This is a genomic window from Xanthomonas albilineans, from assembly GCF_009931595.1.
In the GTDB taxonomy this organism is placed as follows: domain Bacteria; phylum Pseudomonadota; class Gammaproteobacteria; order Xanthomonadales; family Xanthomonadaceae; genus Xanthomonas_A; species Xanthomonas_A albilineans.
On record NZ_CP046570.1, the window covers coordinates 1,565,035 to 1,586,963 of the forward strand.

General features: G+C 63.3%; 20 protein-coding genes. 1 reads left to right on the forward strand and 19 read right to left on the reverse strand.

The annotated features are described in order from the left end of the window. Nucleotides 1–163: 163 nt before the first annotated feature. The 8 genes from XaFJ1_RS06615 to XaFJ1_RS06650 form a co-directional block, all read right to left on the reverse strand. Nucleotides 164–1,561 carry a flagellar hook-length control protein FliK gene (locus XaFJ1_RS06615; protein WP_012915902.1) on the reverse strand — a complete coding sequence of 466 codons (1,398 nt, stop codon included), beginning with the start codon at nt 1,559–1,561 and terminating at the stop codon, nt 164–166. Continuing rightward, nucleotides 1,558–2,025 carry a flagellar export protein FliJ gene (gene fliJ / locus XaFJ1_RS06620; protein WP_012915903.1) on the reverse strand — a complete coding sequence of 156 codons (468 nt, stop codon included), beginning with the start codon at nt 2,023–2,025 and terminating at the stop codon, nt 1,558–1,560. Before fliJ ends, XaFJ1_RS06615 begins: the two co-directional genes overlap by 4 nt. A gap of 3 nt (nt 2,026–2,028) precedes the next feature. Continuing rightward, nucleotides 2,029–3,405, reverse strand: a complete 1,377-nt coding sequence (locus tag XaFJ1_RS06625) for a FliI/YscN family ATPase (protein ID WP_012915904.1) — start codon at nt 3,403–3,405, stop codon at nt 2,029–2,031. Then, nucleotides 3,402–4,019, reverse strand: coding sequence for a FliH/SctL family protein (locus tag XaFJ1_RS06630; protein WP_012915905.1), 618 nt, complete (start codon nt 4,017–4,019; stop codon nt 3,402–3,404). The genes XaFJ1_RS06625 and XaFJ1_RS06630 overlap by 4 nt, the downstream gene beginning before the upstream one ends. Then, on the reverse strand, nt 4,016–5,005 hold the full coding sequence (gene fliG, locus XaFJ1_RS06635) for a flagellar motor switch protein FliG (RefSeq protein ID WP_012915906.1): 990 nt from the start codon (nt 5,003–5,005) through the stop codon (nt 4,016–4,018). The genes XaFJ1_RS06630 and fliG overlap by 4 nt, the downstream gene beginning before the upstream one ends. Before the next feature lie 10 nt (nt 5,006–5,015). Next, complete coding sequence (gene fliF, locus XaFJ1_RS06640) at nt 5,016–6,725, reverse strand: flagellar basal-body MS-ring/collar protein FliF (RefSeq protein ID WP_012915907.1); 1,710 nt, start codon at nt 6,723–6,725, stop codon at nt 5,016–5,018. Nucleotides 6,726–6,736: 11 nt separating this feature from the next. Next, entirely contained in the window at nt 6,737–7,099 is a 363-nt protein-coding gene (gene fliE / locus XaFJ1_RS06645) for a flagellar hook-basal body complex protein FliE (protein ID WP_012915908.1), read from the reverse strand. A 241-nt stretch (nt 7,100–7,340) separates the two neighbouring features. Continuing rightward, nucleotides 7,341–10,865 carry a glycosyltransferase gene (locus XaFJ1_RS06650; protein WP_012915909.1) on the reverse strand — a complete coding sequence of 1,175 codons (3,525 nt, stop codon included), beginning with the start codon at nt 10,863–10,865 and terminating at the stop codon, nt 7,341–7,343. Between the two features lie 480 nt (nt 10,866–11,345). Here XaFJ1_RS06650 and XaFJ1_RS06655 point away from each other — a divergent pair, with 480 nt between their 5' ends. Then, nucleotides 11,346–11,789, forward strand: coding sequence for a hypothetical protein (locus tag XaFJ1_RS06655; RefSeq protein ID WP_012915911.1), 444 nt, complete (start codon nt 11,346–11,348; stop codon nt 11,787–11,789). Nucleotides 11,790–11,941: 152 nt separating this feature from the next. On the opposite strand, the gene XaFJ1_RS06660 is transcribed toward XaFJ1_RS06655, so the two are convergent. The 11 genes from XaFJ1_RS06660 to rpoN all read right to left on the reverse strand — a co-directional run bounded on the left by XaFJ1_RS06660 (nt 11,942) and on the right by rpoN (nt 21,919). Then, nucleotides 11,942–12,559 (reverse strand): LbetaH domain-containing protein, encoded by a 618-nt coding sequence (locus tag XaFJ1_RS06660; protein ID WP_012915912.1) that lies wholly within the window; start codon nt 12,557–12,559, stop codon nt 11,942–11,944. Next, nucleotides 12,556–13,695, reverse strand: a complete 1,140-nt coding sequence (locus XaFJ1_RS06665; protein ID WP_012915913.1) for an aromatic ring-hydroxylating oxygenase subunit alpha — start codon at nt 13,693–13,695, stop codon at nt 12,556–12,558. Before XaFJ1_RS06665 ends, XaFJ1_RS06660 begins: the two co-directional genes overlap by 4 nt. 24 nt (nt 13,696–13,719) lie before the next feature. Beyond that, entirely contained in the window at nt 13,720–14,376 is a 657-nt protein-coding gene (locus XaFJ1_RS06670; protein WP_012915914.1) for a NeuD/PglB/VioB family sugar acetyltransferase, read from the reverse strand. Continuing rightward, nucleotides 14,373–15,134, reverse strand: a complete 762-nt coding sequence (locus tag XaFJ1_RS06675) for an SDR family NAD(P)-dependent oxidoreductase (RefSeq protein ID WP_012915915.1) — start codon at nt 15,132–15,134, stop codon at nt 14,373–14,375. Before XaFJ1_RS06675 ends, XaFJ1_RS06670 begins: the two co-directional genes overlap by 4 nt. Before the next feature lie 14 nt (nt 15,135–15,148). Continuing rightward, nucleotides 15,149–15,910 (reverse strand): SDR family NAD(P)-dependent oxidoreductase, encoded by a 762-nt coding sequence (locus XaFJ1_RS06680; protein WP_012915916.1) that lies wholly within the window; start codon nt 15,908–15,910, stop codon nt 15,149–15,151. Nucleotides 15,911–15,912: 2 nt separating this feature from the next. Beyond that, nucleotides 15,913–16,953: a ketoacyl-ACP synthase III gene (locus XaFJ1_RS06685; RefSeq protein ID WP_012915917.1), complete on the reverse strand. Its 1,041-nt coding sequence runs from the start codon at nt 16,951–16,953 to the stop codon at nt 15,913–15,915. Nucleotides 16,954–16,956: 3 nt separating this feature from the next. Next, complete coding sequence (locus XaFJ1_RS06690; RefSeq protein ID WP_012915918.1) at nt 16,957–17,181, reverse strand: acyl carrier protein; 225 nt, start codon at nt 17,179–17,181, stop codon at nt 16,957–16,959. Next, nucleotides 17,178–18,347: a DegT/DnrJ/EryC1/StrS family aminotransferase gene (locus tag XaFJ1_RS06695; protein ID WP_012915919.1), complete on the reverse strand. Its 1,170-nt coding sequence runs from the start codon at nt 18,345–18,347 to the stop codon at nt 17,178–17,180. Before XaFJ1_RS06695 ends, XaFJ1_RS06690 begins: the two co-directional genes overlap by 4 nt. A 289-nt stretch (nt 18,348–18,636) precedes the next feature. Continuing rightward, entirely contained in the window at nt 18,637–20,124 is a 1,488-nt protein-coding gene (locus tag XaFJ1_RS06700; RefSeq protein ID WP_012915920.1) for a sigma-54 dependent transcriptional regulator, read from the reverse strand. Beyond that, nucleotides 20,121–20,504: a response regulator gene (locus tag XaFJ1_RS06705; protein WP_012915921.1), complete on the reverse strand. Its 384-nt coding sequence runs from the start codon at nt 20,502–20,504 to the stop codon at nt 20,121–20,123. Before XaFJ1_RS06705 ends, XaFJ1_RS06700 begins: the two co-directional genes overlap by 4 nt. 14 nt (nt 20,505–20,518) lie before the next feature. Next, entirely contained in the window at nt 20,519–21,919 is a 1,401-nt protein-coding gene (gene rpoN / locus XaFJ1_RS06710) for an RNA polymerase factor sigma-54 (RefSeq protein ID WP_012915922.1), read from the reverse strand. Nucleotides 21,920–21,929 lie beyond the last annotated feature (10 nt).

The following is a 21,929-nucleotide window of genomic DNA, read 5'->3' on the forward strand; positions in this document are numbered from 1 at the left end:
CCTGTGAATGCAATCTGTGTGCCGAAATGACGCCGGCGAAGTGCCGGACATTTGACGGGTAATCGTCCCCTCTTCGTCATCTGGGAAAGCTTGATTTCTATAGGGCTCAAGCTTCCCGTGCGATGCGGTGCCCTGTCCCGTGCGACAGAGCGGGGCGTGCCGATTATGCGTAGGCGTCCAACAGGCCTCGCTGGCGCAGCATCATCGTCGGAATTTCGACGTTGCCGATCCGCTCTTCGGCCACTTCGCCGCTGCCGTTGGCATACTGCTGCGGCATGTTCGGCGTTCCGGCTTGTTGCTGTTGTGGCTGGTGGCCAACATCGGCCTGGCCGAGTTGGAATCCGTGCTGCCCCAGCATTTCGCGTAGCCGCGGCAGGCTGTTTTCCACTGCTTGGCGGACGTTGGCTTGGGCACTGGTGAAACTGGCGTTGACCTGGTCACCGGCCAAGTGCAGGCGCACTTCGATCGGCCCCAGTTCGGCTGGATTGAGTTTGATGTGCGCATGGCCGATTGTCTGGTCGGCCAACCAACTAATGCGTGCGCCCAGTTCCTCGTCGAAGTGCGTGCTGTGCAGGTTTGGGGTCGGGGTGGGTGAGCCAGTGAACGGCGTGGCCGCGTCCATCGCCCTTACGGCGGTTTGTATGCCGGTCGATGCGAGCAGATTGATCGGCGTGCTATCTGCGTGGGTGGCGTCGCTGCTGTCGGTGTGCTTGTCGTCGACCGCAGCGGTGATCGCTGCCAAAGTCGCCACTGGGGTTGTGGTTTCGCTGCCAGTCGTCTTGGCGTTGCTGGCGACTTGGGCCAGCATTGTACCGAAGCTGTTGGCGGCGTTGACCCCAGCATTAGCGGTGGCGCTGGTCGCCGACGTGGTTGTGGTATCGGTGCCGCTTGCGGTCGTTGCGGTCGTTGCGGTTGTTGCAGTGGCGCCCACGCCCTGGGATATGCCAGGAGATAAGGTGTCTCCGCCGAGTAAGGCGCCGATCTCCTTGGTGGCGGTTCCGGCGATACCGATCGCAAGTCCGGTGGCAGCACCTAGAGGGGCGGTATTCGCGGCGGGCAGTACAGCTGCACCAATCGCCGGCAACAGGCCCAAGCCGATCCCGGCCAAGCCGGTCGGTGGCCAGGCGCTATCGTCCTTCTTTTGGTCGCACTGTTTGGCTGCTGCCTTGTCCTTGGTCGGTGCTTTGGCGTCGGTGCTGCTCTTGTCGCTTTCCTGCGCGACCTTGTCACCAGCTTGCGCGACCTTGTCACCAGTCTGTGCGACGTTGCCACCAGCCTGTGCGCTGCGTGCTGGATCGTTGGCGCTGTCGCCGGTCGCCGCAGCGCGTTTGCCGGCGTCGTCTTGGTTGGATGCGGATGGTTGCGCTTTTTTGCTCGGCTCTGTGGTTTGCGGTGTGCTCGGCTGTGGGGTCGGCGTGGATGCGTCACGCGGCCCGTCGCCACCGAGCAGCTTGTCAAAATCCTTGTCGCCGCTGTAGTCGTTGCTCTGCGCCTCGGTGCCGGTATTACCGAGTTGGCTGGAACGGCCGCTGCCGCCCAGCGCGGAAAGTGCGTTATTCATTGTCCGTCTCCGTTGCTGTGCTCGCGCTGCGCTGTCGCTGCGGTAATGCGAACGCGACGCGCGCCCAGGTCGTCCATCTCGCGTTGGCTGCGGCGGTCGTCGACTTTGCGTTCCTGCGCGCGGTAGCTGGCGGCTAGCTGCTCTAGCACTTGCTTGTCGCGGCTGGCCAGCAGCAGCCGGCTACGTTCTATTTCCACTTTCTCGCGGTTGCGGTCCACGGTCTGGCATTGCTGTTCTACAGCACTTTCCAAGCGGTCCAGGAATGCGCGACGGTTGGCTAACTGTGCCAGGTTGGTGGCCGACATCTGACTGTTGGCGTATTCCTCGGCATAGCGGCGCAATTCCTCCAGTCGCGACTCGTGGGTCGCCAGCACACGCTGGCGTTCGGCCAAATCGCGCGCGACCTCGTCCTGGTGTTGCTGGGCGCGGTTGAGCAAAGGTGCGAGACGCTTTGATTGCATCATGGGTTAGTTCTCACGTTCAACCAGCCGCTTCAGTGCGTCTTGGCTATGGGGAAGGTCTGCAGCTTTGGCGACGTCTTGTCCGAGGAATTCCATGATCTCCGGCCAGCGTTCCAGTGCTTCGTCCACGGCCGGATCGTTGCCACGTTGGTAGGCGCCGATGGTGATCAGGTCGCGGTTGGACGAATATGCCGATACAAGTCGTTTGAGTGCGCGGATGCGCAGCCGCCATGGTTCGTCGGCGATGTCCTGAACCACGCGGCTGACCGAGGATTCGATGTCGATGGCCGGATACAGGCCGCTATCGGCGACGCGCCGGGAGAGCAGAATGTGGCCATCGAGAATGGCGCGGGCGGCGTCGGCGATCGGGTCTTGCGGGTCGTCGCCTTCGGTCAGCACGGTGTAGAACGCGGTGATCGAGCCGCGGCCCTTGGCGCCATTACCGGCGCGCTCGACCAGTGCCGGTAGCTTGGCGAAGACCGAGGGCGGATAGCCGCGGGTGGTCGGTGGCTCGCCGACCGACAGGCCAATTTCGCGCTGCGCCTGGGCGAAACGGGTCAGCGAATCCATCAGCAGCAGGACGTTCAGTCCCTGGTCGCGGAACCATTCGGCGATGGCGGTGGCGCGGTAAGCGCCATGCAGGCGCGCCAGCGGCGGCCGGTCGGCCGGTGCGGCGACGACTACGGCGCGACGCAGGCCTTCCTCGCCCAGCGTGGTTTCGACAAAGTCGCGCACTTCGCGGCCGCGTTCGCCGATCAGCCCGACGACGATGATGTCGGCAGCGGTATAGCGGGTCATCATGCCGAGCAGCGTGGACTTGCCGACGCCGGAACCGGCGAACAGGCCGACACGCTGGCCGCGGCCGATCGGCAATAGTGCGTTGATCGCGCGCACGCCCACGTCCAACGGAGTGGTGATCGGTTCGCGAGCCAACGGGTTGATCGACACACCGGCCATGCCCACAGAGCCTTCGGCGCGGATCGGACCCTTGCCGTCCAGCGGCACGCCGTCGGAGTCGATGACCCGGCCGAGCAGGCCTTCGCCGACTTCCACGCCGCCACGGCGATGCAGTGGCACCACCCGCGCGTTGGGCAGCAAACCATGGGTCTCGGCGCTGGGCATCAGCGAGGTGCGCTCGCCGGAGAAGCCGACCACTTCGGCATCGACCCAGCCGCCATCGACCTCGACCCTACAGATGGCGCCCATCGGCGCTTCGCAGCCGACTGCTTCCAGGGTCAAGCCCACCGCGCGGCGCAGGATACCCTCGCGGATCAGCCCACGGCCGTTTGCCGGGTCCAGGTCGAGATTGCCCAGGCGTGTGGCGACACGCAGGTTGCGTGCTTCCAGCCAGTCGCCGGGATGCGTGCCGAACAGCGCACTCATAGCCCGGCTCCGGACTTGCGCATGACCGTTTCCAGCGCCGCACGCAGACGCGCATCGAGGGTGCCGTCGATCCGCACTGACTCGGCGTGTACACGCAGATCGCCGCGGCTCAGGCTCAGGTCGGGCACTAGCCGGATGCCTGCGTCCATTAATGTCAGCATCGGGGTCAGCGCGGCGATGTCGTCCGGGTGCAAGCGCACCTCGACGTCGCGATGCGCACCGCCGACCGCGTCCAGTGCTTCGCCGACCAGTTCCGAGAGCAATTCCGGGTCGGTCTGGTAGGTGCGACCGACCAGACTGCCGGCGATGCGTACCGCCAATTCTCCCAGTGCGCCGACGACCTCGTTTTCCAGCCGTGCCAGTGGACGCGAGAAATTGTCCAGAATGCCTTCGATCTGTGCGGTGAGGCGGCGGATTTCCGATTGTCCCTGAGCCAGGCCTTCGGCGTGGCCGCGTTCGAAACCTTCGTGTTGGGCTGCCGCCTCGATTGCCTGGATTTCTTCCAGGCTTGGCGGTCGCAGCACCGGCACTTCGGGCAGTGTCTCTTCGAATGCCACAGATGGGGGCGGTGCGTCCAGTTCCGGCGCCAGCCAGCGCACAACGTTGCCGTTCATACCATGGCCTCCGCACCGCTGCCGCCGAGGACGATCACACCCTCATCGGCCAGGCGTCGCACGATGGCAAGAATTTCCTTCTGCGCCGCTTCTACGTCGGACAGACGCACCGGGCCGCGTGCTTCCATGTCTTCCAGCAGGATTTCGGCGGCACGCTGGGACATGTTCTTGGTGATCTTTTCGCGCACCTTGATGTCGGCACCGCGCAGGGCCAGACCGAGGCGGTCGCCGCTGACCTCGCGCAACATGGTCTGTAGTCCGCGGTCGTCCAGTTCGACCAGGTTGTCGAACACGAACATCAGATCCTGGATGCGGCTGCCCAGGTCGGCGTCGATCTTGCTGATCGCTGCCAGCACGCCTTGGTCCGAGCCGCTCTCCATGAAGTTGAGGATGTTGGCGGCGACCTTGACGCCGCCGACGTTGGATGATTTCAAGTTCTGGTTGCCGGAGAACTGCCGCTCCATGATCTCGTTGAGCTCGTTGAGCGCATTCGGTGGAATCCCATCGAGGGTCGCAATGCGCATCAGCACGTCGGCGCGGGTGCGTTCGGGCAGTAACTTCAGCGCCTCTGCGGCCTGGTCGCTATCCAGATGCGCCATCACGATGGAAATGATCTGTGGGTGTTCGTTGCGCACCAGGTCGGCGACCGCGCGCGGGTCCATCCACTTCAGCGTGTCAAGGCCGGTGGTGTTACGCCCGAGCAGGATGCGGTCGATCAGGCTGCCGGCCTTGTCGGCGCCTAATGCCTGTACCAGCACGTTGCGGATGTAGTCGTCAGCACCCACGCCCAGTGAGGTTTTGCTGCCGAGCTCGGCATTGAAGTCCTCCATCACCTTCTCGACTTGATCGCGCGAGATGCCGGTCAGCGTGGCCATGGCGATGCCGATCTTCTGCACCTCTTTGGGGTCCATGTGCTTGAGCACTTCCGCCGCATCAGCCTCGCCGAGCGATAGCAGCAACACCGCGGCGCGCTGGGTGCCATTCATCGGGCTTGCCTCAGGCTTCACTGGCCACCCATCCCTTCACGACTTGCGCCACGCGCTTGGAATCCTGTTTGACTGCTTCGCGCGCTAGGCGCAGACGTTCTTCGTAAGCGTCGGGCAGGGCGATGGCGGGATTGCCGCTGCCGGCGATGCTGGCGGTGTCTTCGCCCAGCGACTGCAGCATCGGGTTGCCGTCTTCCAGCATCGACAACTTGGCATCGTGGGGTGTCGCGTTGTCTTTGTCTTTGGCGCCGGCCGCCGGGGCTGGCCCGGCGATCTGGCGCAGCGCTGGGCGCAGCACGCCGAACAGCAGCGCCAACACCACGGCGGCGCCGAGCACCATACGTAATCCGCTCATCACCCGCGGATCTTGCCACCAACTGGGTTTGTCGGTGGTTTCCGTGGCTTCGTGCACGAACGGAGCGTTCATCACCGAGACGGTGTCGCCGCGCTCGGCGTTGAAGCCGACCGCCTGCTTGACCAGCCCTTCGATACGCGTCAGTTCGGCCGCGCTCAGGGCCTGTTCGACCATCTTGCCCTTGGGGCCGGGCCGGGGCACATGGTCCACCAGCACCGCGACCGACACCCGCTTGATCCGGCCTGCTGGCTGCCGAGTATGTTGCAGGGTGCGGTCCAGTTCGTAATTGCGGGTAGCGCTCTTGGAACTTTCGGTCGGGTTGGCGGCCTGCTGGTTCGCCCCTGCCGCAGCAGCCGGGGTACCTGCGGCGGCTGGCTGACCTGTCGGGGTGGCGCCAGGCGAGTTGCTGGTCGCGCCCGGTACGCCTTGCGGACCGCCCTTGCTGGTGTTGCTGTCGCTGACCTGTTCGCTGCGCAGCTTGGGCGGATCGCCGTTGTACAGCTCTCGTGCTTCTTCGGTCACCGAGAAGTCCATGTCCACGCTGACTTCCGGATTGACCCGACCGGGGCCGGTCATTGGTTCCAGTAACTCGCGAATGCGTTGGTTGAATGAGCTTTCCTGGCGGCGGATCTGGTCGAACTGGGCGGCGTTGAGTGCGGCGTCGCTGTTGGGGTCGGCGATGGTCAGCATGCGTCCGCTCTGGTCGACCACGGTCACCCGGTTCGGCGATAGATCCGGAATGCTGGAGGCCACCATGTTGACGATCGCATCGACCTGGTTACGTTCCAAGGTGTTGCCGCCACGCAGTTCCAGCACCACCGAGGCGCTGGCAGCTTCGCGCTGACGGGTGAACGCACTCGGCTTGGGGATGGCAAGGTGTACTCGCGCCTCGCGCACTGGGCGCAGGCTGGCGATGGTACGCGCCAGCTCGGTTTCCAATGCGTGCTGGTAGCGCGCGTTCTCCACGAATTGGCTGACCCCGAAGCCCGGATCCTTTTCCATCACTTCGAAGCCCATGTTGCCGCTGCTGTCGGTCAGGCCGGAGCCGGCCAGTTTCAACCGGGCGTCGTAGAGTTTTTCCTGCGGCACGGTGATCGCACCGGTGCTCGGGTCGAGCTTGAATGGGATCTGCGCGGTGCGCAGCAGGTCGGTGGCCTCGGCCGTGCCTTTCTCGTCCAGGCCGGTGTACAGCGGGGTGTAGTCCGGTTTCTGCGACCAGAAAAATACGAACAGCCCAGCAGCCACGGCCACCGCGATCATCGCCATCAAGCCGATGCGTCGGGTGATCTGTAGGCTCTGCAGGCGATCGAACCAGGCGCCCGCTTTTTCGCTGTTGATTGTTTCTTTGCTGAGCGCAAGCGCCATCGTCTTCTACCTTACAGCGGCATGTTCATCACGTCCTGGTACGCCTGGACGAGTCGGTTGCGGACTTCCACCGTGGCGCGGAACGCCACCTGGGACTGCTGTGCGGCCAGCATGACTTTGGCCAGGCCGGCATTGGGATCTCCCAATTCGAATGCTTTGGCAAGATTGCCTGAGTTCTGCTGAGCCTCGTTGACGCCACTGATTGCGTTGCGCAGGGTCTCGCTGAAGCTCGGACCTTGGACGCCCTGGTTGCCGGTCAGGCCCTCGATCGCATTACTACGCGCCGTATCGCCCACCCGCGCCGGGGCTGCCTGGCCGACTTGGCCCTGGTAGCTGCGGATTTGCGAAAGAATGGAGCTGATGGAGTCGCTCATACGTGAAAGTCCATGCCGGAAGGCGGCCCATCCAGCAATGCAAACCGTGTGCCTAAACTGTTGGCAAGGTCGACTGTCGGGAGTGACATGTGCCGCGTCGACTTCCTGACGCGGCGGCGTGCGCTGCCAACGCCAGGCATGCCAGGCGATTGACGCCGCTGTCGGTGGAGGTGGCGACAGTGCTGGACTTCACTGGTGAGGTGAACGGGGGCCTGGTTCGCAGTGCGTTGCTGGGCGGCGTTCAGTCGGGCAACCAGGCCGTTCGCCATTCCTCCAGGTTTGCACCCTGTAACATACAGTCGCGTTTTACTGCGGCTTGCAGTGCGGCGCCTGCCGCGGTGCGTGCGTGGTCATCGGCAAGATGCGCGCGGATCGCCGTGACCCAGTCGCGGAAACGGTTCTTCACCAAGGTCGTGGGCAGTCCACCGTCACGGTAGGGTGGCAGGTCGCTGGCCACCACCGGGTAGCCGCAGGCGCCGTATTCGAGCAGGCGCAGGTTGCTTTTGCAGCGGTTGAACAGGTTGTCTTCCAGCGGCGCCAGGGCCAGATCCAGTCCGAGTGCGGCCAGGGCCTGCGGATAGCGGGCGAAGTCCACGCCGGCATGCACCTCGGCCACATGCGGGCGCAGCCGCTCCGGGCACATGCCCATGAAGACCCAATGCACTTCGCCGGCCAATGCCTTGACCACGTCGGCGATCAGTTCGAGATCGCCGGTATGGCTGGCGCCACCGGCCCAACCGACCCGTGGCTTGTCCGAAATCGTGCGAGCCGGTATGGCCAGCTCGCCCCACAGATGCGGGTCCAGGCGATTGCGTACGACCCGGATGTCGGTGTGCAGGCCGGCAAGGGCATCGGCCAGGGCCGGCGTGGACACTACCACGCGGTCCACCAGGCTGGCGGCACGGCGCAGCGAGCGCAGCACGTCTTTGGGCATCTGCGCGCGGTGTACGCTCTTCAATGGCAGGTTGGGGAGGTAGTCGTCCAGTTCGTAGACTTTGAATGTGGCGCAGAAGCGGCGCAGTCGTTCCATTTGCGCCAGTTCCGCATCGCCGACCCGGCGCTGCACGATCACCGCGTCGACGCCGATGCGTTCGGTCTCCACCGGATCGAGCAGTCGTGCGTAGTAAACGCCATCGATCTGTCCGGCGGTAGCGAGCGCCTGAAATGGCTGGATCACGCGGTAATGACCGCTGCCGAACGCATCGCCCGGATGCGCAAGCACACGCGGCAAGGGCTTCCACGAAAGTGGCTGCCAGGAAAAATCGGATTCGCCCAATTTGAAGCCGCCAGGCTGGTCCAGGCTCAGACTGGGCGAATGGGCGGGGTCGTGCGCCATTGCCGGTAGCCAGCGCTGCAGCAGGGCATCGGTGGCGGCGTCCGCACGCGCTGCTGCGGCGGGTTGCAGCAGCAGCGCATCGGGTGTCCAGAGCGTCCATTGGCCCTGCGCCGCGGCACGCAGGCAGAGATCCACATCGGCGCCGCCTGTGCCGAACGCGGCGGCGTCGAAGCCCGACAACTGCTCGAACAGTGCGCGCCGCACCAACAGGCAGCGCTCGGAGACGGCGCTGTAACGATGCGTCACCTGCAGCCGACCCATATAGCCAGGCTGTGCCATCGCCTCGCCGGCAAACGCGTGGCCGGCGTCACGTAGCAGGCCCGGCAATAGCCCGGCGTGGGTGATCGCGCCATCGCTGGAAACGCCCTTGGCGCCGACGATGCCCACTTCCGGACGCTGCGCGTGGTTCATCAGTGCGTGCAGCCAACTGCCCTGGACCAGATTACTGTCAGCGTCCAGGAACAACAGGTACTCGCCCTGTGCTTGCGTCGCCGCCAGATTGCGGGCTTCGGCCTGACTGACGCGTTGTTCCAGCGCGAACACGCGGATGCGGCCGTTGCCCAACTCGGCCACGGCTTGCATCCATTGGGTGACGGCGGGTGCGATGCTGACGTTGTCGACCAGAAGCAGTTCGTAAGCCGGGTAGGTGGTGTGCTCGAGCAGGCTGACCACCACACTTTGCAGTGCCGATAGATTGTCCTGTCCCAGCAAGACGATCGAGACCGGCGGCTGTTGGGCGTGGCCGTAGTCGATTCGCCACAGTCCGCCTGGCAGCGCATCGGCCCTGGCGTCGGTGTAACCGCGTGCCTGCAGATGCGCCACGATGGCCTGTTGGCGGGCGTCAGCGCCGGCATCAGCCGGTGCCGGTGAGGTAATCAACAGCGGTTCGGCTAGATGCGCGATGCTGGCGCCGGCATCGCGCAGGAACAGGCGCAGGATCAATTCCAGTTCGCTGGCGCCGTCGTAGCGGGGATCGAAACCGCCCAGTTCGCGGACCAGGGCGCGGCGGAAAATCCAGTGGCCAGCGGTGGTGAGCGGGTTTCCCAGCAACAGATCCAGGTCCGGGTCCGGGCGTAGCACCGGCGCCAGGGTCTGTGCGTCCAGCGCCAGCCATTCGTCCGCATACAGCGCGCTGCACTGCGGATGCTGGGCAAGTTCCAGCAGCAGGCGCAGCAGGCCGCCCGCGCAGAAGCGGGTTCCAGCGACGACGCGCAGGCACCAGTCGCTCGCCTCGCTTGCCTCCACGGCGGCGTTCATCGCGGCGGCATCGGCGTTGGCCGCCAGCGGTGCTAGCGATTGCACTCTCGGGTCCGGCCACGGCGTGGCGGTGCCCTCGCTTAGGACGAGGACGCGCAGATGGACGAAAGCGGCGCCGTCCAGCAGCAGGCTGTGCAGCGTCGTGTCCACGGCGGCGATCTCGGTTGCGCGCGCATCGATCAGCACCGCGAGCCGTGCCGGGCCGCCCAGTGCGGCCATGCGTGCGTCGATGAGCGTGCGTTGGACCGGCGTCGGTTGCCGGCGCGCCTGCCAGTCGCGTAAGGCGTCTTGTATGCGGCTACGTGCATAGGCGGTTTGGATGGCTTGTATCAGGTCTACCGGTGTGGTGCTGCCGCCGGCCAAGGGCGTCACCCCGACCAGACGCACGTCGCCATCTCCTCGATACCACCCTGTCGCGCGTACGCCGCGGCGGAAATCGTCGTGGCCCTGATCGCCGATCCCCGGCTGATCGCGGCCGGTCTGGCTGTACTGTTCTTGCGACACGCGAAAGCGGGTCAGTGGTTTGGCCAGCAAAGCCAGATCGCCGCGATGCAGGAGTTTGGCGTACATCGACAGGTCGCCGACCCAATGCGTCACCCGGCCGTCCAACGACATCAACTGATCGCCGAACTCCAGCAAATCGCGGCGCCGGCACAGCACGCAACTGGGTTCGCCGATGAAGTTGATGGTGTGGTCGGCGAGGAAGGACAGCAGTTGCGGACCGTCCAGCCGCACATCGTCTGCGAATGGGAAGGCGGTGGCGGGGATGTCTTCTAGTGGTGCATCGTCGCTGCCGATGCGCTGGCGCCGCGACGAGGCCAGCACCACATCCGGGTGGCTGCGCATGGCGGCGACCAGCGCCGCGATGCAGTCCGTTTCCAGCACATCGTCGTCGTGCAGGAACTTCAGGTACTCGCCCTCGGCCAGCGCGATGCCGCGCACGGTGCTGCCCAATTCGCCGTAGCGGCCCGGGTTGCGGTGGTAGCGGATCGGCAGGCGTGCGTCGGCGCGACGGCGCTCCACGATGGCCGCGATCGCGTCATCGGGGTTGTCGTCGCAGATCACCAGCTCCAGCGTCGGGTAGGTCTGCGCGAGTACGCTGTCGAGCGTCTGCTCGAAGTAGCGTGCCTTGTAGGCCGGCATGACCACGCTGACCAGGGGGAGGGGACTCATGAATGCTGGGCCGTCTCGAAGGAGAAATGTGGCTTGCTGGAACTCAGGTCGCACAGGCCAAAGCCTTCGCGTAAAGCAACTCCTAATCGGCAAGCAATATGTGTGCCGGTCGCGGCGAGCGCGATGCAGTTAGAGTGAACTCAATGGCGCTGTGCAAGCACATCTGAAGCAGTTCGTGATCTGGCGTGCTAGCGATAAATGATGTGGCGGTATGAGATGTAGGCCCCGAATGTTTGCAGCCAACAAAATCAGCGCAACGGCTGTGACGGCCATCCATAAAATAATTTTGCTTGCTCTGCTGCCGGAGAACATGCTAAAAAATTATGAAAATCATCGGGTGTTTAATTGTGTTGTCATCTTAATTTTGGGGTGATTTGGAGTGCATCAATGGAAATATTCGATAGGGTGATTTTTCGGTTGGCAATGAGGAATTAATTTTCGATACGTTGGTTTTTTTATTTAAATTACAAGGGGGAGTGTATGGTTAAGATTAAAGTATTGGTGTTTATGGCTCTTGCTCTTGTGGCGGGATCTTCGCAAGCCTGGACTTTGGTTTATGCCACGGATGCCAACGGAAATGTATCGGCTGGTTCGTTGCAATTGCTAAGGACGGCGGTGGACAACGGTGCTGATGTCAAGGTACTTGTTACTGCTCAGACTACCCCTCACACTTGGGGTGTGATCTGTACGAATACATCTATGAAGCTAGACTCTTCGCAAGCTCTGGTTTGCGTCAGTCATGACGATTATGCCATGAACATAAGTATGGGGAGTCAGTTTGGCGAACCTAGCAATCCGCCATTTTCTGCTCATTTCTTGATTAATACATCGGGTCAATATGCCGAGGCTGATATGAGACTCGGTACTGGTGAGGTTATCTCAAAAAATAAATACATCTATCCGATGCGTTGGTATGTCAACTGATTCTATTCCCCCTCGAAGTTTTCTTTGGGGGGGGCTTCAACAGCGTTGCAAATCAGATATGAACTCCGACTCTGCTTCTATATCGCCTTCAGGCGCTTATGTTGGACAGTTCTGATACATCGGTGTGTTGCGGCTAGATTTGTGATGTGGCGTTAGCACAGAATCCGTGCTCCGTTCGGCATCATCGCATCGTAAAAGCAACGGTCGGGCAATACCTCCGGCAGCATCCCAGGAAGCAACCATTCGCAGTGCCGGCCGATTTTGCTGCCATTGAGCGTCATGCTGGCGCTGCCCAGGGTGCTGCCTTGGCCGATCTGGGTGCCGCGTCCAAGATGGACGCCGGCATGCAGCGTGGCGCAGGCGCCGATTGTGACATCCTGTTCGACAATCACCTGCCGTTCCAGCCAGGTACCCGCGCCGATGCTGCTGCCCGCCGCGAGATTGCAGCCAGGCCCCACGTACACATTGCCCATCAGCCGCACGCCGGCATCGAGATGCGCCTGCGGCCAGACCAGATCGATGGTGCGGTAGCCGGCCAGACGCACGTCGGCCAGCAGCTTGTGTCGGGACTGATTCACCGCCCGTTCGTCGAGCGCGACGAACACTTCAGTGTCCGCCGCCGCATGGCTAGTGTGCAGTTCGCTCAGGTCGAAGTTGTAGCGGTCGGAGGAGTGCAGCGCGAGGCTGACATGGGCCAAACTGCATGCTTGCGCGGTGCGTCGTGCCTGCTCCAGTGCGTCGCCTTCGCCGAGTAGCAGCAACGTTTTCATCGTGCTTCCTCCAGCACGTTGGTGCGGTACCACAGGTGCTGGCGGACCAGTTCGGTTTCGTAGTCGCCGTGCATGCTCGGTGGGGAATGGGGGCCGAGGTGCGCTTGCAGGCGTTCCAACACGGCGGTGTCCTCGGCGATGACCTGATGCTCGATGCGGATCAAGGTACTCAGCAGCGCAGTGAAATCGGTACGCTCGTTCTTGCGGCGCGCGGTGGCGACCCACAGATGGTAGTCTGTTTCATGGGGCGAGATCGGGTCGTACTGCTGCAGCACGAAGGAGTCGCCGCGTACGCTGTAGAGGTTGACGTTCGGATAGAGGAACCAGTTGTAGAACGCCGAATCCTCGCCATAGCGCTCGCACAGTGGGCGGTACCAATTGTCGTGGTCGGCCATTTCCGCCTTGGCCGGGAAGCTCAGCGCATCGAGGGTAGGGGCGTGGCCTGCTTGCAGCAACTGCTCGACCACGGATGGTACTTCGGCCGGCCGTTCCACCTGAGCGGATGACTTGGGAGTGGCGGTCATCAGCGGATTGAAGGTCTTTGGATGGATGAACGGTAGATGGTTGTAGTCCTTCACGTTCTCCATGTTGAGCTTCCAGTTGTAGCGCACGCGATGGCAGCTATAGATGATCTGCGAATCCAGATGCGATGACGCGACGCGTAGGTTCTCCAGGAACTCGGGGGCAAATTGCTCCTCCAACGGCAAGGGTTGTTCGGCCAGATTCACGAACAGCAGTTCACCGACCTGCTGCAGGTGCAGCTTGGTCAGGCAGATGCCGGCTTTTTCCTCTGCGGTGAATTGGTACAGGCCGGAATTGGGCAACCCACGCAGCTCGCCCTCGGCGCCGAACGACCAGGCATGGTACGGGCACACCAAGGGGCGTTTGCCGTGGGGTTCGCTCTGGATCGCCGATTGCCGGTGCGGGCATTGGTTGAGGAAGGCGCGGATGCCAGCGTCGGTGCGTTGCACCAGCACCGGCACGCCGGCGACCTGACGGGCGAAGAATTGGTTGCGCTCGCGCACCAGCGAGGCGAAGCCGACGAAGATCCATAGCCGACCGAATAGCCGTTGTTGCTCCAGGCGAAAGGTGTCCGGGCTGGTGTAGTGCGTGGCGTCGAGTGCGTGACGTGGCATGCGCGAGGATCCTGGTCGCCAGTATCAACGTTGGAAGATGACGCGCGCCGGATTACCGGCCACGGTGACCTGCGGCGGCACATTCTTGACCACCACACTGCCGGCGCCGATCACCGCGCCATCGCCGATGGTGATCCCGGGGATCAGGGTGGAATGCGGGTGGATGACCACGTCGCTGCCGATGGTGACGCCGCCACCGACGAACACGAAGTTGCCGATCTGTACGTAGTCGCCGATGACCACGTCGTGGCCGATGATGGTGGTGGCGAGGATGGTGACGAACTCGCCGATGCGGCAGTCCGCGCCGATCCCAACGCCGACCTCGAATAGGCTGCCGCGCCCAATGGGCGTGGGTGAGGCTTCGCGCAAATGCGGGCGTAGAACGATGAAGTTTGCACCTCGCGCCAGCAGCGGCTGGCTGTAGCGACGGCGTGCGGCCGGGTCGCCGAGCGCGCATACGAACAGATCGCCGGGCACCGGCTGGTAGGTGTCCGGATCGCCGAGCAGCGGCCAGCGCAGGCCTTGGCCGAGTTCGTTGCGGCTGTCGAGAAAACCCTTGATGTCCCAGACGCGACCATGGCTAGGATCGTCGTGATATGCCATGGCGGCGATACCACGGCCGAAGCCGCCGGCACCGACGATTAGCACATGCTCACGTGGCGTCTCTGGACAAGCGTTCATACCAGTTCCACGCCACCGTCCATGTTGAATGCTTGTCCGGTCACTTTGCTACTGGCGTCAGAAAGAAAGTAAAGGCATGCCAGGGCGATGTCTTCCGGCTGGCCGATGCCAAGCGGGTAGCGCTTGGCCGTTTCCGCTAGCCAATCCTTGTGTTCATTGACGAGGGTGGTGTTGACAAGTGCCGGGCATAATGCATTCGCACGAATCTTGCGTCGCGCCAGTTCGAGCGCCAATGGGCGCAGCACGCCGATCAGCGCGGCCTTGGAGCCGGAGTAGGCGCCGACACCGACGGTGCCGGTAAGTGCGGCGATCGAGGAGAGGAAGACGATCGAACCCCCAGGGCGCAGTGCCTGGCGTGCGAGCAGATGCCGGGTGAGCATCGTCGGCGCGATGTAGTTGATCGTCGTCACCTCGTTGAAGGTGCTATCGCTGATCAGTTTCATCGGCGACAGGCCGCGGATGCCGGCGCTGTGTACCACGCCGTCCAGCGGTCCGCTCTCGGTCGCCAGGCGTTGCACTATGTTTGCATCGCACAGGTCGCCTGTGAACAGGCGGTGACCGTTGCCCGGCAGCGCATCGAGCAGGGCCTGCAGCCGAGGCATGTCGCGGCCGGCGACGAGCAGTTGAGCCCCGGCCCCGGCACAGGCTTTGGCGACCGCTTCGCCAATGCCCTTGGAGGCGCCGGTGATGAGCACCCTTTTGTCTTGCAGGCCGTACAGCTCACGCAGCAGGGTGGACGTTTCATCTAGAGAGTGCATAAGGGCTTCTTGGCTCATAGGCGAATCGGCATGGAAGTTCCGCCGTCGATGGTCAAGGTGGTACGGGTGACCCAGCGACTGGCAGCGGAGAGGAGGTAGACCGCGCCCTTGGCGATATCGTCGGGGTCGATGTCGCCCAGCGCGTTCAGCCCGACTCTGTCTCCCATATCCGCAGCGCTTCCCAGCTTCTGTAGCATCGGCGTTTGCACATAGCCGGGCGCGATGCAATTGGCGCGGATGCCGTGTTTGCCTTGTTCCAAGGCCAAGGTGCGCACTGCTGCTTCCAGCGCGGCCTTGGAGGCAGCGTATCCTGTGCCAGCCGGAGGCGCGGCGCGTGCGCTCAAGGCCGATATGTATACCAGCGACGCGCCCTCGTGCAGGCGGCGCTTGGCCAGCAACTGCTGGGTCAGGATGATCGGTGCCAGGTAGTTCACCGCCAGCATCTGCTGCAAATGCTTTTCGGCGGCCATCCGGAACGGCACCAGCGCGGCAATGCCGGCGCACGAGGCTAGGCCGTGGTAACGCTCGGCGGCTTCAAGCAGGCGGGTGCGGGTTGCCTCCTCGGTCAGGTCGCCGGCGACCGTGCGGTGTTCGCTGCCGTGCAGGATGGAAGCCACCGCCTGCAGCCGCGTCTCGTCGCGTCCATTCAACACCAGCGTGGCCCCCAGCCGTGCGCATAAGGTGGCGACGGCTGCGCCGATGCCGGAGGAGGCGCCGGTCACTAGGATGGTCTTGCCCTTGAGTGCAAAGGCGTCTGTGCTTGCGACAGGCGCCATGTTCAGGACTCGATCAAATCGGGAAACACGGCGTCCTCGATGTCCACCAGACATGTGCCCCACGACAGGCCGATGCCGAAGCCGCATAGCAGCACGCGCTTGCGGCCGGACTCCAGTTGCTTGTTGATCCGTGCGGTCATGGTGACCGGGAGCGAGGCGCCACTGGTGTTGCCGAAGTCGTGCAGGGTGGAGGGAACCTTGTCCGCTGGCAGGCCCAGCTTCTTGCGGATGGTCTCGTTGATCATCCGGTTGGCCTGGTGGAACACGAAGTAGTCGATCTGGTCCTTGGAGACGCCGCTGTAGTCGAGCAGTTTCTGCACCGCTGGCGGCACCCGCTGGGTGGAGAAACTGAGCACCGCCACCCCGTCCAGTTGCAAGTCCACGCCGCGGTGCCAGTAGTCGTTTTCGTCGGCACGGTAGGGCATCAGATGCTGTACCCCGATTGGCTCGCGATGCCCGCCCACCGGCAGGATGATCGCGCGGTGGCCGCTGCCATCGCTGTTGAGATCGAAGTACATCGGCGGCGCATTGGCGCTGAATTCCAGCGCGGTCGCGGTGCCGGAATCGGAAAAGATCGGATCGTCGAAGGTGGCGCTGCGGTCGCCGACCAGCAGCAGCCCTTTCTTGACCCCGCCGGAGGCGATCATCGCGCCAAGGAGATTGATCCCGAACGGATACGCCGAGCAGCCCAGGTTGACGTCGAAGGCGACGGTCGTGTGCGGCAAGCCGAGTCGGTCTTGCAGGATGATTGCGGTCGCCGGGACCGGATAGTCCGGCGATTGGGTGACCACGATCAGCGCATCGATGTCCTCGCGTTGCCACTGCAGTTGTTCCAGCAGCACCTGTGTTGCATCGAAAGCCAAATCGGAAAAGCACTGCCAATCCGCGGCCATGCGCCGGGTTTCGATGCCGATGTTGCGCACCAGTCGCTCTCGCTCGGAGCGGATCTGCGGCCGGCAATCGGTCAGATTGGAGACGACCCGCTTCGGGACGCAGGTCGCCATGCCGGCAAAACGCACGTTGTGCAGCGTGGACGTGGGCATGGACTATGCCTCGGCCAGCTGATAGAGATCGCCCACGGTGATGGCCGCAGTCAGGTGCTCGCCGGTGATGGTCTTGCCGTATTCCATATCGAACATCACGATGACACCCAACGCCGCCAGCGAATCCCATTCGGGCAACGCCCGCAACACGGTTTCCAGGTTCACTTCGACCGGAGTCTGAAAATCTGTCGCAGACAGGAAATTTTCGATAAATGCGGCTTGGCTCATGCTGTTTCCATGGAATTTGCGAAAGAGGAAGGGGTGTAACTGGACGTTGAAGCGGATGCGATGTCGCCCGCCGCGGCGATCAGGTCGGCGATTGCGTCGACCTGTTCCGGAGTCAGACCGGGATAGATCGGCAGGCACAGGACCCGCTCGGACATCTGCCGGGCAACCGGCAGCCCGGCGGGTGCCGCCGAGGGCAGACCGCGGTACATGGGAAAATCGCTGATCAGCGGGTAGAAATAACGCCGGACCACAATGCCGTGGCTGCGCATCAAGCGATGCAGGGCGTCGCGGTTCAATGGAAACGCCTCTTCGATGAGAATCGGGAACGAGGCGTAATTGGCCAGCCCTGGCGCACGTGGCGGCAGGCAGCGGACTCCAGGCACTTGCTCCAGGCGTCGCCGGTAATGCGTATCGATCGCGCCGCGCTGCGCCAGCGCGGCATCGATATGTTGCAGTTGCAGCAGTCCGAACGCGGCGTTGATCTCGCTCATCTTGCCGTTGATGCCGGTAGCGACCACGGTGGTTTCATCGACGAAACCGAAGTTCTTCAGCCGGCTGATGCGTTGGTACGTTTTCGCGTCCGGGCACACGATGGCGCCACCTTCGAAGGTGTTGAACACCTTGGTGGCATGGAAGCTGAGCACGCTCAGGTCGCCGTGACGCAGCAGCGAGCCTCCCGCGTCCTTGACCCCGAACGCATGCGCGGCGTCGTAGATGACCTTGAGGTTGTAGGTGTCGGCGATGCGCTCGATTGCTGCCGTGTCGCAGGGCGTGCCGTAGCAATGCACCGGCATGATTGCGGTGGTGTGCGGGGTGATCGCCGCCTCGATCTTGAGCGGATCCAGGTTCATCGTCAGTGGGTCGATGTCGACGAACACCGGCTTGATCCCTTTCCACAACAGGGCATGTGTAGTGGCGACGAACGAGTAGGGCGTGGTGATGACCTCGCCGGTGATGCGTAGCGCCTGCAGTGCGGTGAGCAAGGCCAGTGTGCCGTTGGTCAATAGCGCCAGATGGCTGACGCCCAGGTAATCCGCCAGCGCCTTTTCCAGTGCCTGGTGCATGTCGCCACCGTTGGTCAGGATGCGACTGCGCCAGATCTTTTCCAGATACGGTACGAACTCCTCCAGGGGCGGCAGCAGCGGACTGGTGACGGGAATGGGCATGGTGGCCTGCCTGGCGACGGGTGGAGAATCCAAGGGCGCGGATGTATGCGACCGGTTCACTGCGAGGTGAAGCAAGCCATATGCCATTGATGCCTGTCCACTCTCTCCAGGACACACTGACACATGCGACAGGCATGCAGACCGTGCCGCAGCTGGCCAGCGTCTGCTTGCGTAGACAATCCCTCTAGTGACAGCGTCTGGATGCCACGACGGCAGGTATTCCCAGGATCGTGACGTGCCGATGCGGTTTCCGCGGCGGCCTGTATCGGTGGCCGTCCCCTTGGTGGTGTCAGCTGGCCAGTTCGGCCTGATCGCGGTCGATGCCGTACTTGCGCAGTTTTTCGACCAGTGTGGTGCGGCGAAGACCCAGCAACTGCGCTGCGTGCGCGACCACACCCTGGGTGCGCTCCAGCGCTTCGTTGATGAGCGCCAACTCGATGTTGGCCATGTGTCCGCGCAGATCCAGCCCGCTTTCCGGCAGCGTTGCAGCCACTTGCGTAGCCTGTGAGTACTCGCCATGCAGCTTGCCGCCGGTACGCAGGTCGACCACGTTGGGTAGCCGCCGTGGCTCCGTTGTCGTGACCGGCGACGGTGGCGCAGAGACGTCGATTGAGGAGGCGAAATCGCCGCGGTAACGCGCCGGCAAGTCCTGCACCCGCACCAGACTGCCCGGATGCAACACCGCCAAGCGTTCGACCAGATTGGTCAACTCACGCACGTTGCCCGGCCACTCGTAGTTGCACAATGCTTGCAGCGCCTCTTCGGAAAAGCGTACCTCGCCGCGTCCAGTGCGTGCCAGTTGCGCGGCGATGGTGTGGACCAGCGCGGGCAGATCGTCGCTGCGTTCGCGCAGCGCCGGCATCTCGATCGGGAACACGTTGAGGCGGTAGAAAAGGTCTTCCCGGAATTGGTTGTCGGCGATGCGTTCTTCCAAGTTGCGGTGGGTCGCTGCGATCACCCGCACATTGCAGCGGATGGTGACGTTGCCGCCGACGCGCTCGAAGCTACGCTCCTGCAGTACGCGCAGCAATTTGACCTGCATCGGCAGACTCATGTCGCCGATTTCGTCCAACAACAGCGTGCCGCCTTCTGCCATCTCGAAGCGGCCCTTGCGCGCGCTCAGAGCGCCTGTGAAGGATCCTTTTTCGTGGCCGAACAGTTCGCTTTCCAATAGGTCTGGCGGGATCGCGCCGCAGTTGATCGCGACGAATGGGCCATCGCAGCGCGGCGATTTCTGGTGGATCGCGCGGGCCACGACTTCCTTACCGGTGCCGGACTCGCCGAGCACCAGGACCGTGGTGTCGAAGGCAGCCACTTGGTCGATCAGCCGCCGCAAAAGGGTGACCGCCTCGCTATTGCCGGTTGGCCCGTTGTCTTGTGCGGCGCCGGCCTGGTGCTCGGCATCCAAGCGTTTGAGGCTGGCGCGGCGCAATAGTGTCTCCAGTTGCGCATGACGCAGCGGTGCTTCCAGTTGCCACACATTGGCCTCGTGCAGGCCATGCCGTTGCGCGAATGCCTGGGCGTCGTCGTTGAGTAATAGCACTGGGGGTGGCAACGGACTGCGTGCGACCCAGCCGAAAAATGCATCGGCCTGCACTTGGTCCTCTAGCCCGCCGACCAGGATCGCCATCCACTCGGTCTGGCGGTGGCGACCAGGCTGGACGTCGGCGACATCGGTGACCCAGCGTGGGTTGAGATCCATGAATTCGAGCAGGCTGACAGTACGCTCGGCGCGTAAGGCGTCGTCATCGATCACCAGGATCCGCGATTCGCTCATGTCGGTACTCCTTCGGTACGTAGCCCCTCCAGGATCGGCATCACTTCCTGGATATAGGACAGCTTGCTGACGAAGTTGTCGGCCCCGGCACGCATGGCGTGCTCGCGGTGTTCGGCATCGTCGAAATGGCTGGCAATCACAATATAGGGTGCCTGGTCCTGTGTCTTGATCAGGCGGGTGGCCTGCAGTCCACCCATTTCCGGCATCGCCAGATCCATCAGCACCACTTGCGGGCGTAGCGACTCGGAACGTTCGATGGCTTCCAGGCCATTGGCGGCGCTGCCGATCACGTCCATCCATTCGAGCTTGCGGAAGTGGCGCATCGCTGCGTTGATGAAGCCTTCGTGGTCGTCGACCAGAAGTACGGACAATTTGTTCATGTGCGGTAGTTCCCTTAGCCTGTGCGGGCCAGTAGCGGCTTGCTGCCGCGGCGGCGCTCGCGTGCCGGAGCGATATCCAATTGTTCACGATACTTGGCCACGGTACGCCTGGCCACGTTTACCCCCTGACGCGACAGTAGCGCAGCGATCGCCTCGTCGGCTAGCGGTCGGCTGCTTGGCTCGGCTTCGATCAGCCGTCGCACCATCGCGCGCACCGCCTGACCGGACACCGCCGCGCCTTCCAGGCGCACGGCGAAGAAGTGCTTCAGCTCGAAGGTGCCGCGCGGTGTTTGCAGATATTTTCCGGTGGTGATCCGCGAGACGGTGGACTCGTGCATGCCGATCGCATCGGCCACTTCTTTCAGGGTCAGTGGCGCCATGGCCTCTTCGCCCTTGTTCAGAAATGCAGCTTGATGTTCGACGATGCTACGCGTGGTGCGAAGCAGGGTCTCGTAGCGCATCGACAGGCCGCGGGTCAGCCAGCGGGCCTCTTGCAGCATTTCGCGCAGCGGCTGCGCCGCCTCGCCTGCCTCGGCCAGGGCGCGCTCGTGCATGGGGTTGATATTGACACGATGAGTGGTTGCTGGGTTCAGCGCCACACGCCAGCTGCCGTCGGCTTGCCAGGCGACCACGTCGGGGATCACATGGCCAAGATCTTGCGGTTGCAGGCTGTCACCGGGGCGCGGTTGCAGCGACAGGATGAGCCGGACCGCCTCGCGGACGTCTTCGGCTTCAGCGTCGAGTTTGCGTGCCAGCAGCGCGTAGTCATGGCTGGCCAGCAGGTGCAGGTCGCCATCGAGGATGCGCGCGGCCAAATGGCGGCCGGGGACTGGACCCGGCAGATCGTGCAGTTGTACGTGCAAGCATTCGCGCAGATCGCAGGCGGCTAGTCCGGCGGGATCGCCGTGCAGCAGGCGCTGGCGCGCCGTCTCCACCTGCGCGGCGGACAGATCCAGGCGCGTGCATGCGAGTAGGGTCAGCGTGTCCAGCGCGTCGTCGAGGTAACCGGCATCGTCGCAGTGCTCCAGCCAGAACGCGGCTGCTTCAATCTCCCGCGGGGGCAATTCCAGCGCCAGCCGTTGCAGTACCCGCAGGTGCGGGTCGGTGGACTCGCCAGCAGCGATGTGTTGCAGGCGGTCATCTTCGCCGTCGTTCCAGCCGGTGGCCGGGACATCCCACATCGAGGGTTCCGGTAATTCGTCGAATGCTGCGGTTTGCAGGACCGCTTCGACCGCAGTCTCTGCTTCGGTCGCCGCTTCGGGTTCTTCCAGTTCCAGCAGCGGATTGTTTTCCAGCGCGCGCCGGATCTCCATTTCCAATTGCAAACCATCGAGCTGCAGCAGTCGGATCGACTGCAAGAGTTGCGGTGTCAGATGCAGTTGTTGGCCCAATTGGGCGGAAACGGTTGGCTTCATGCGAACTTCC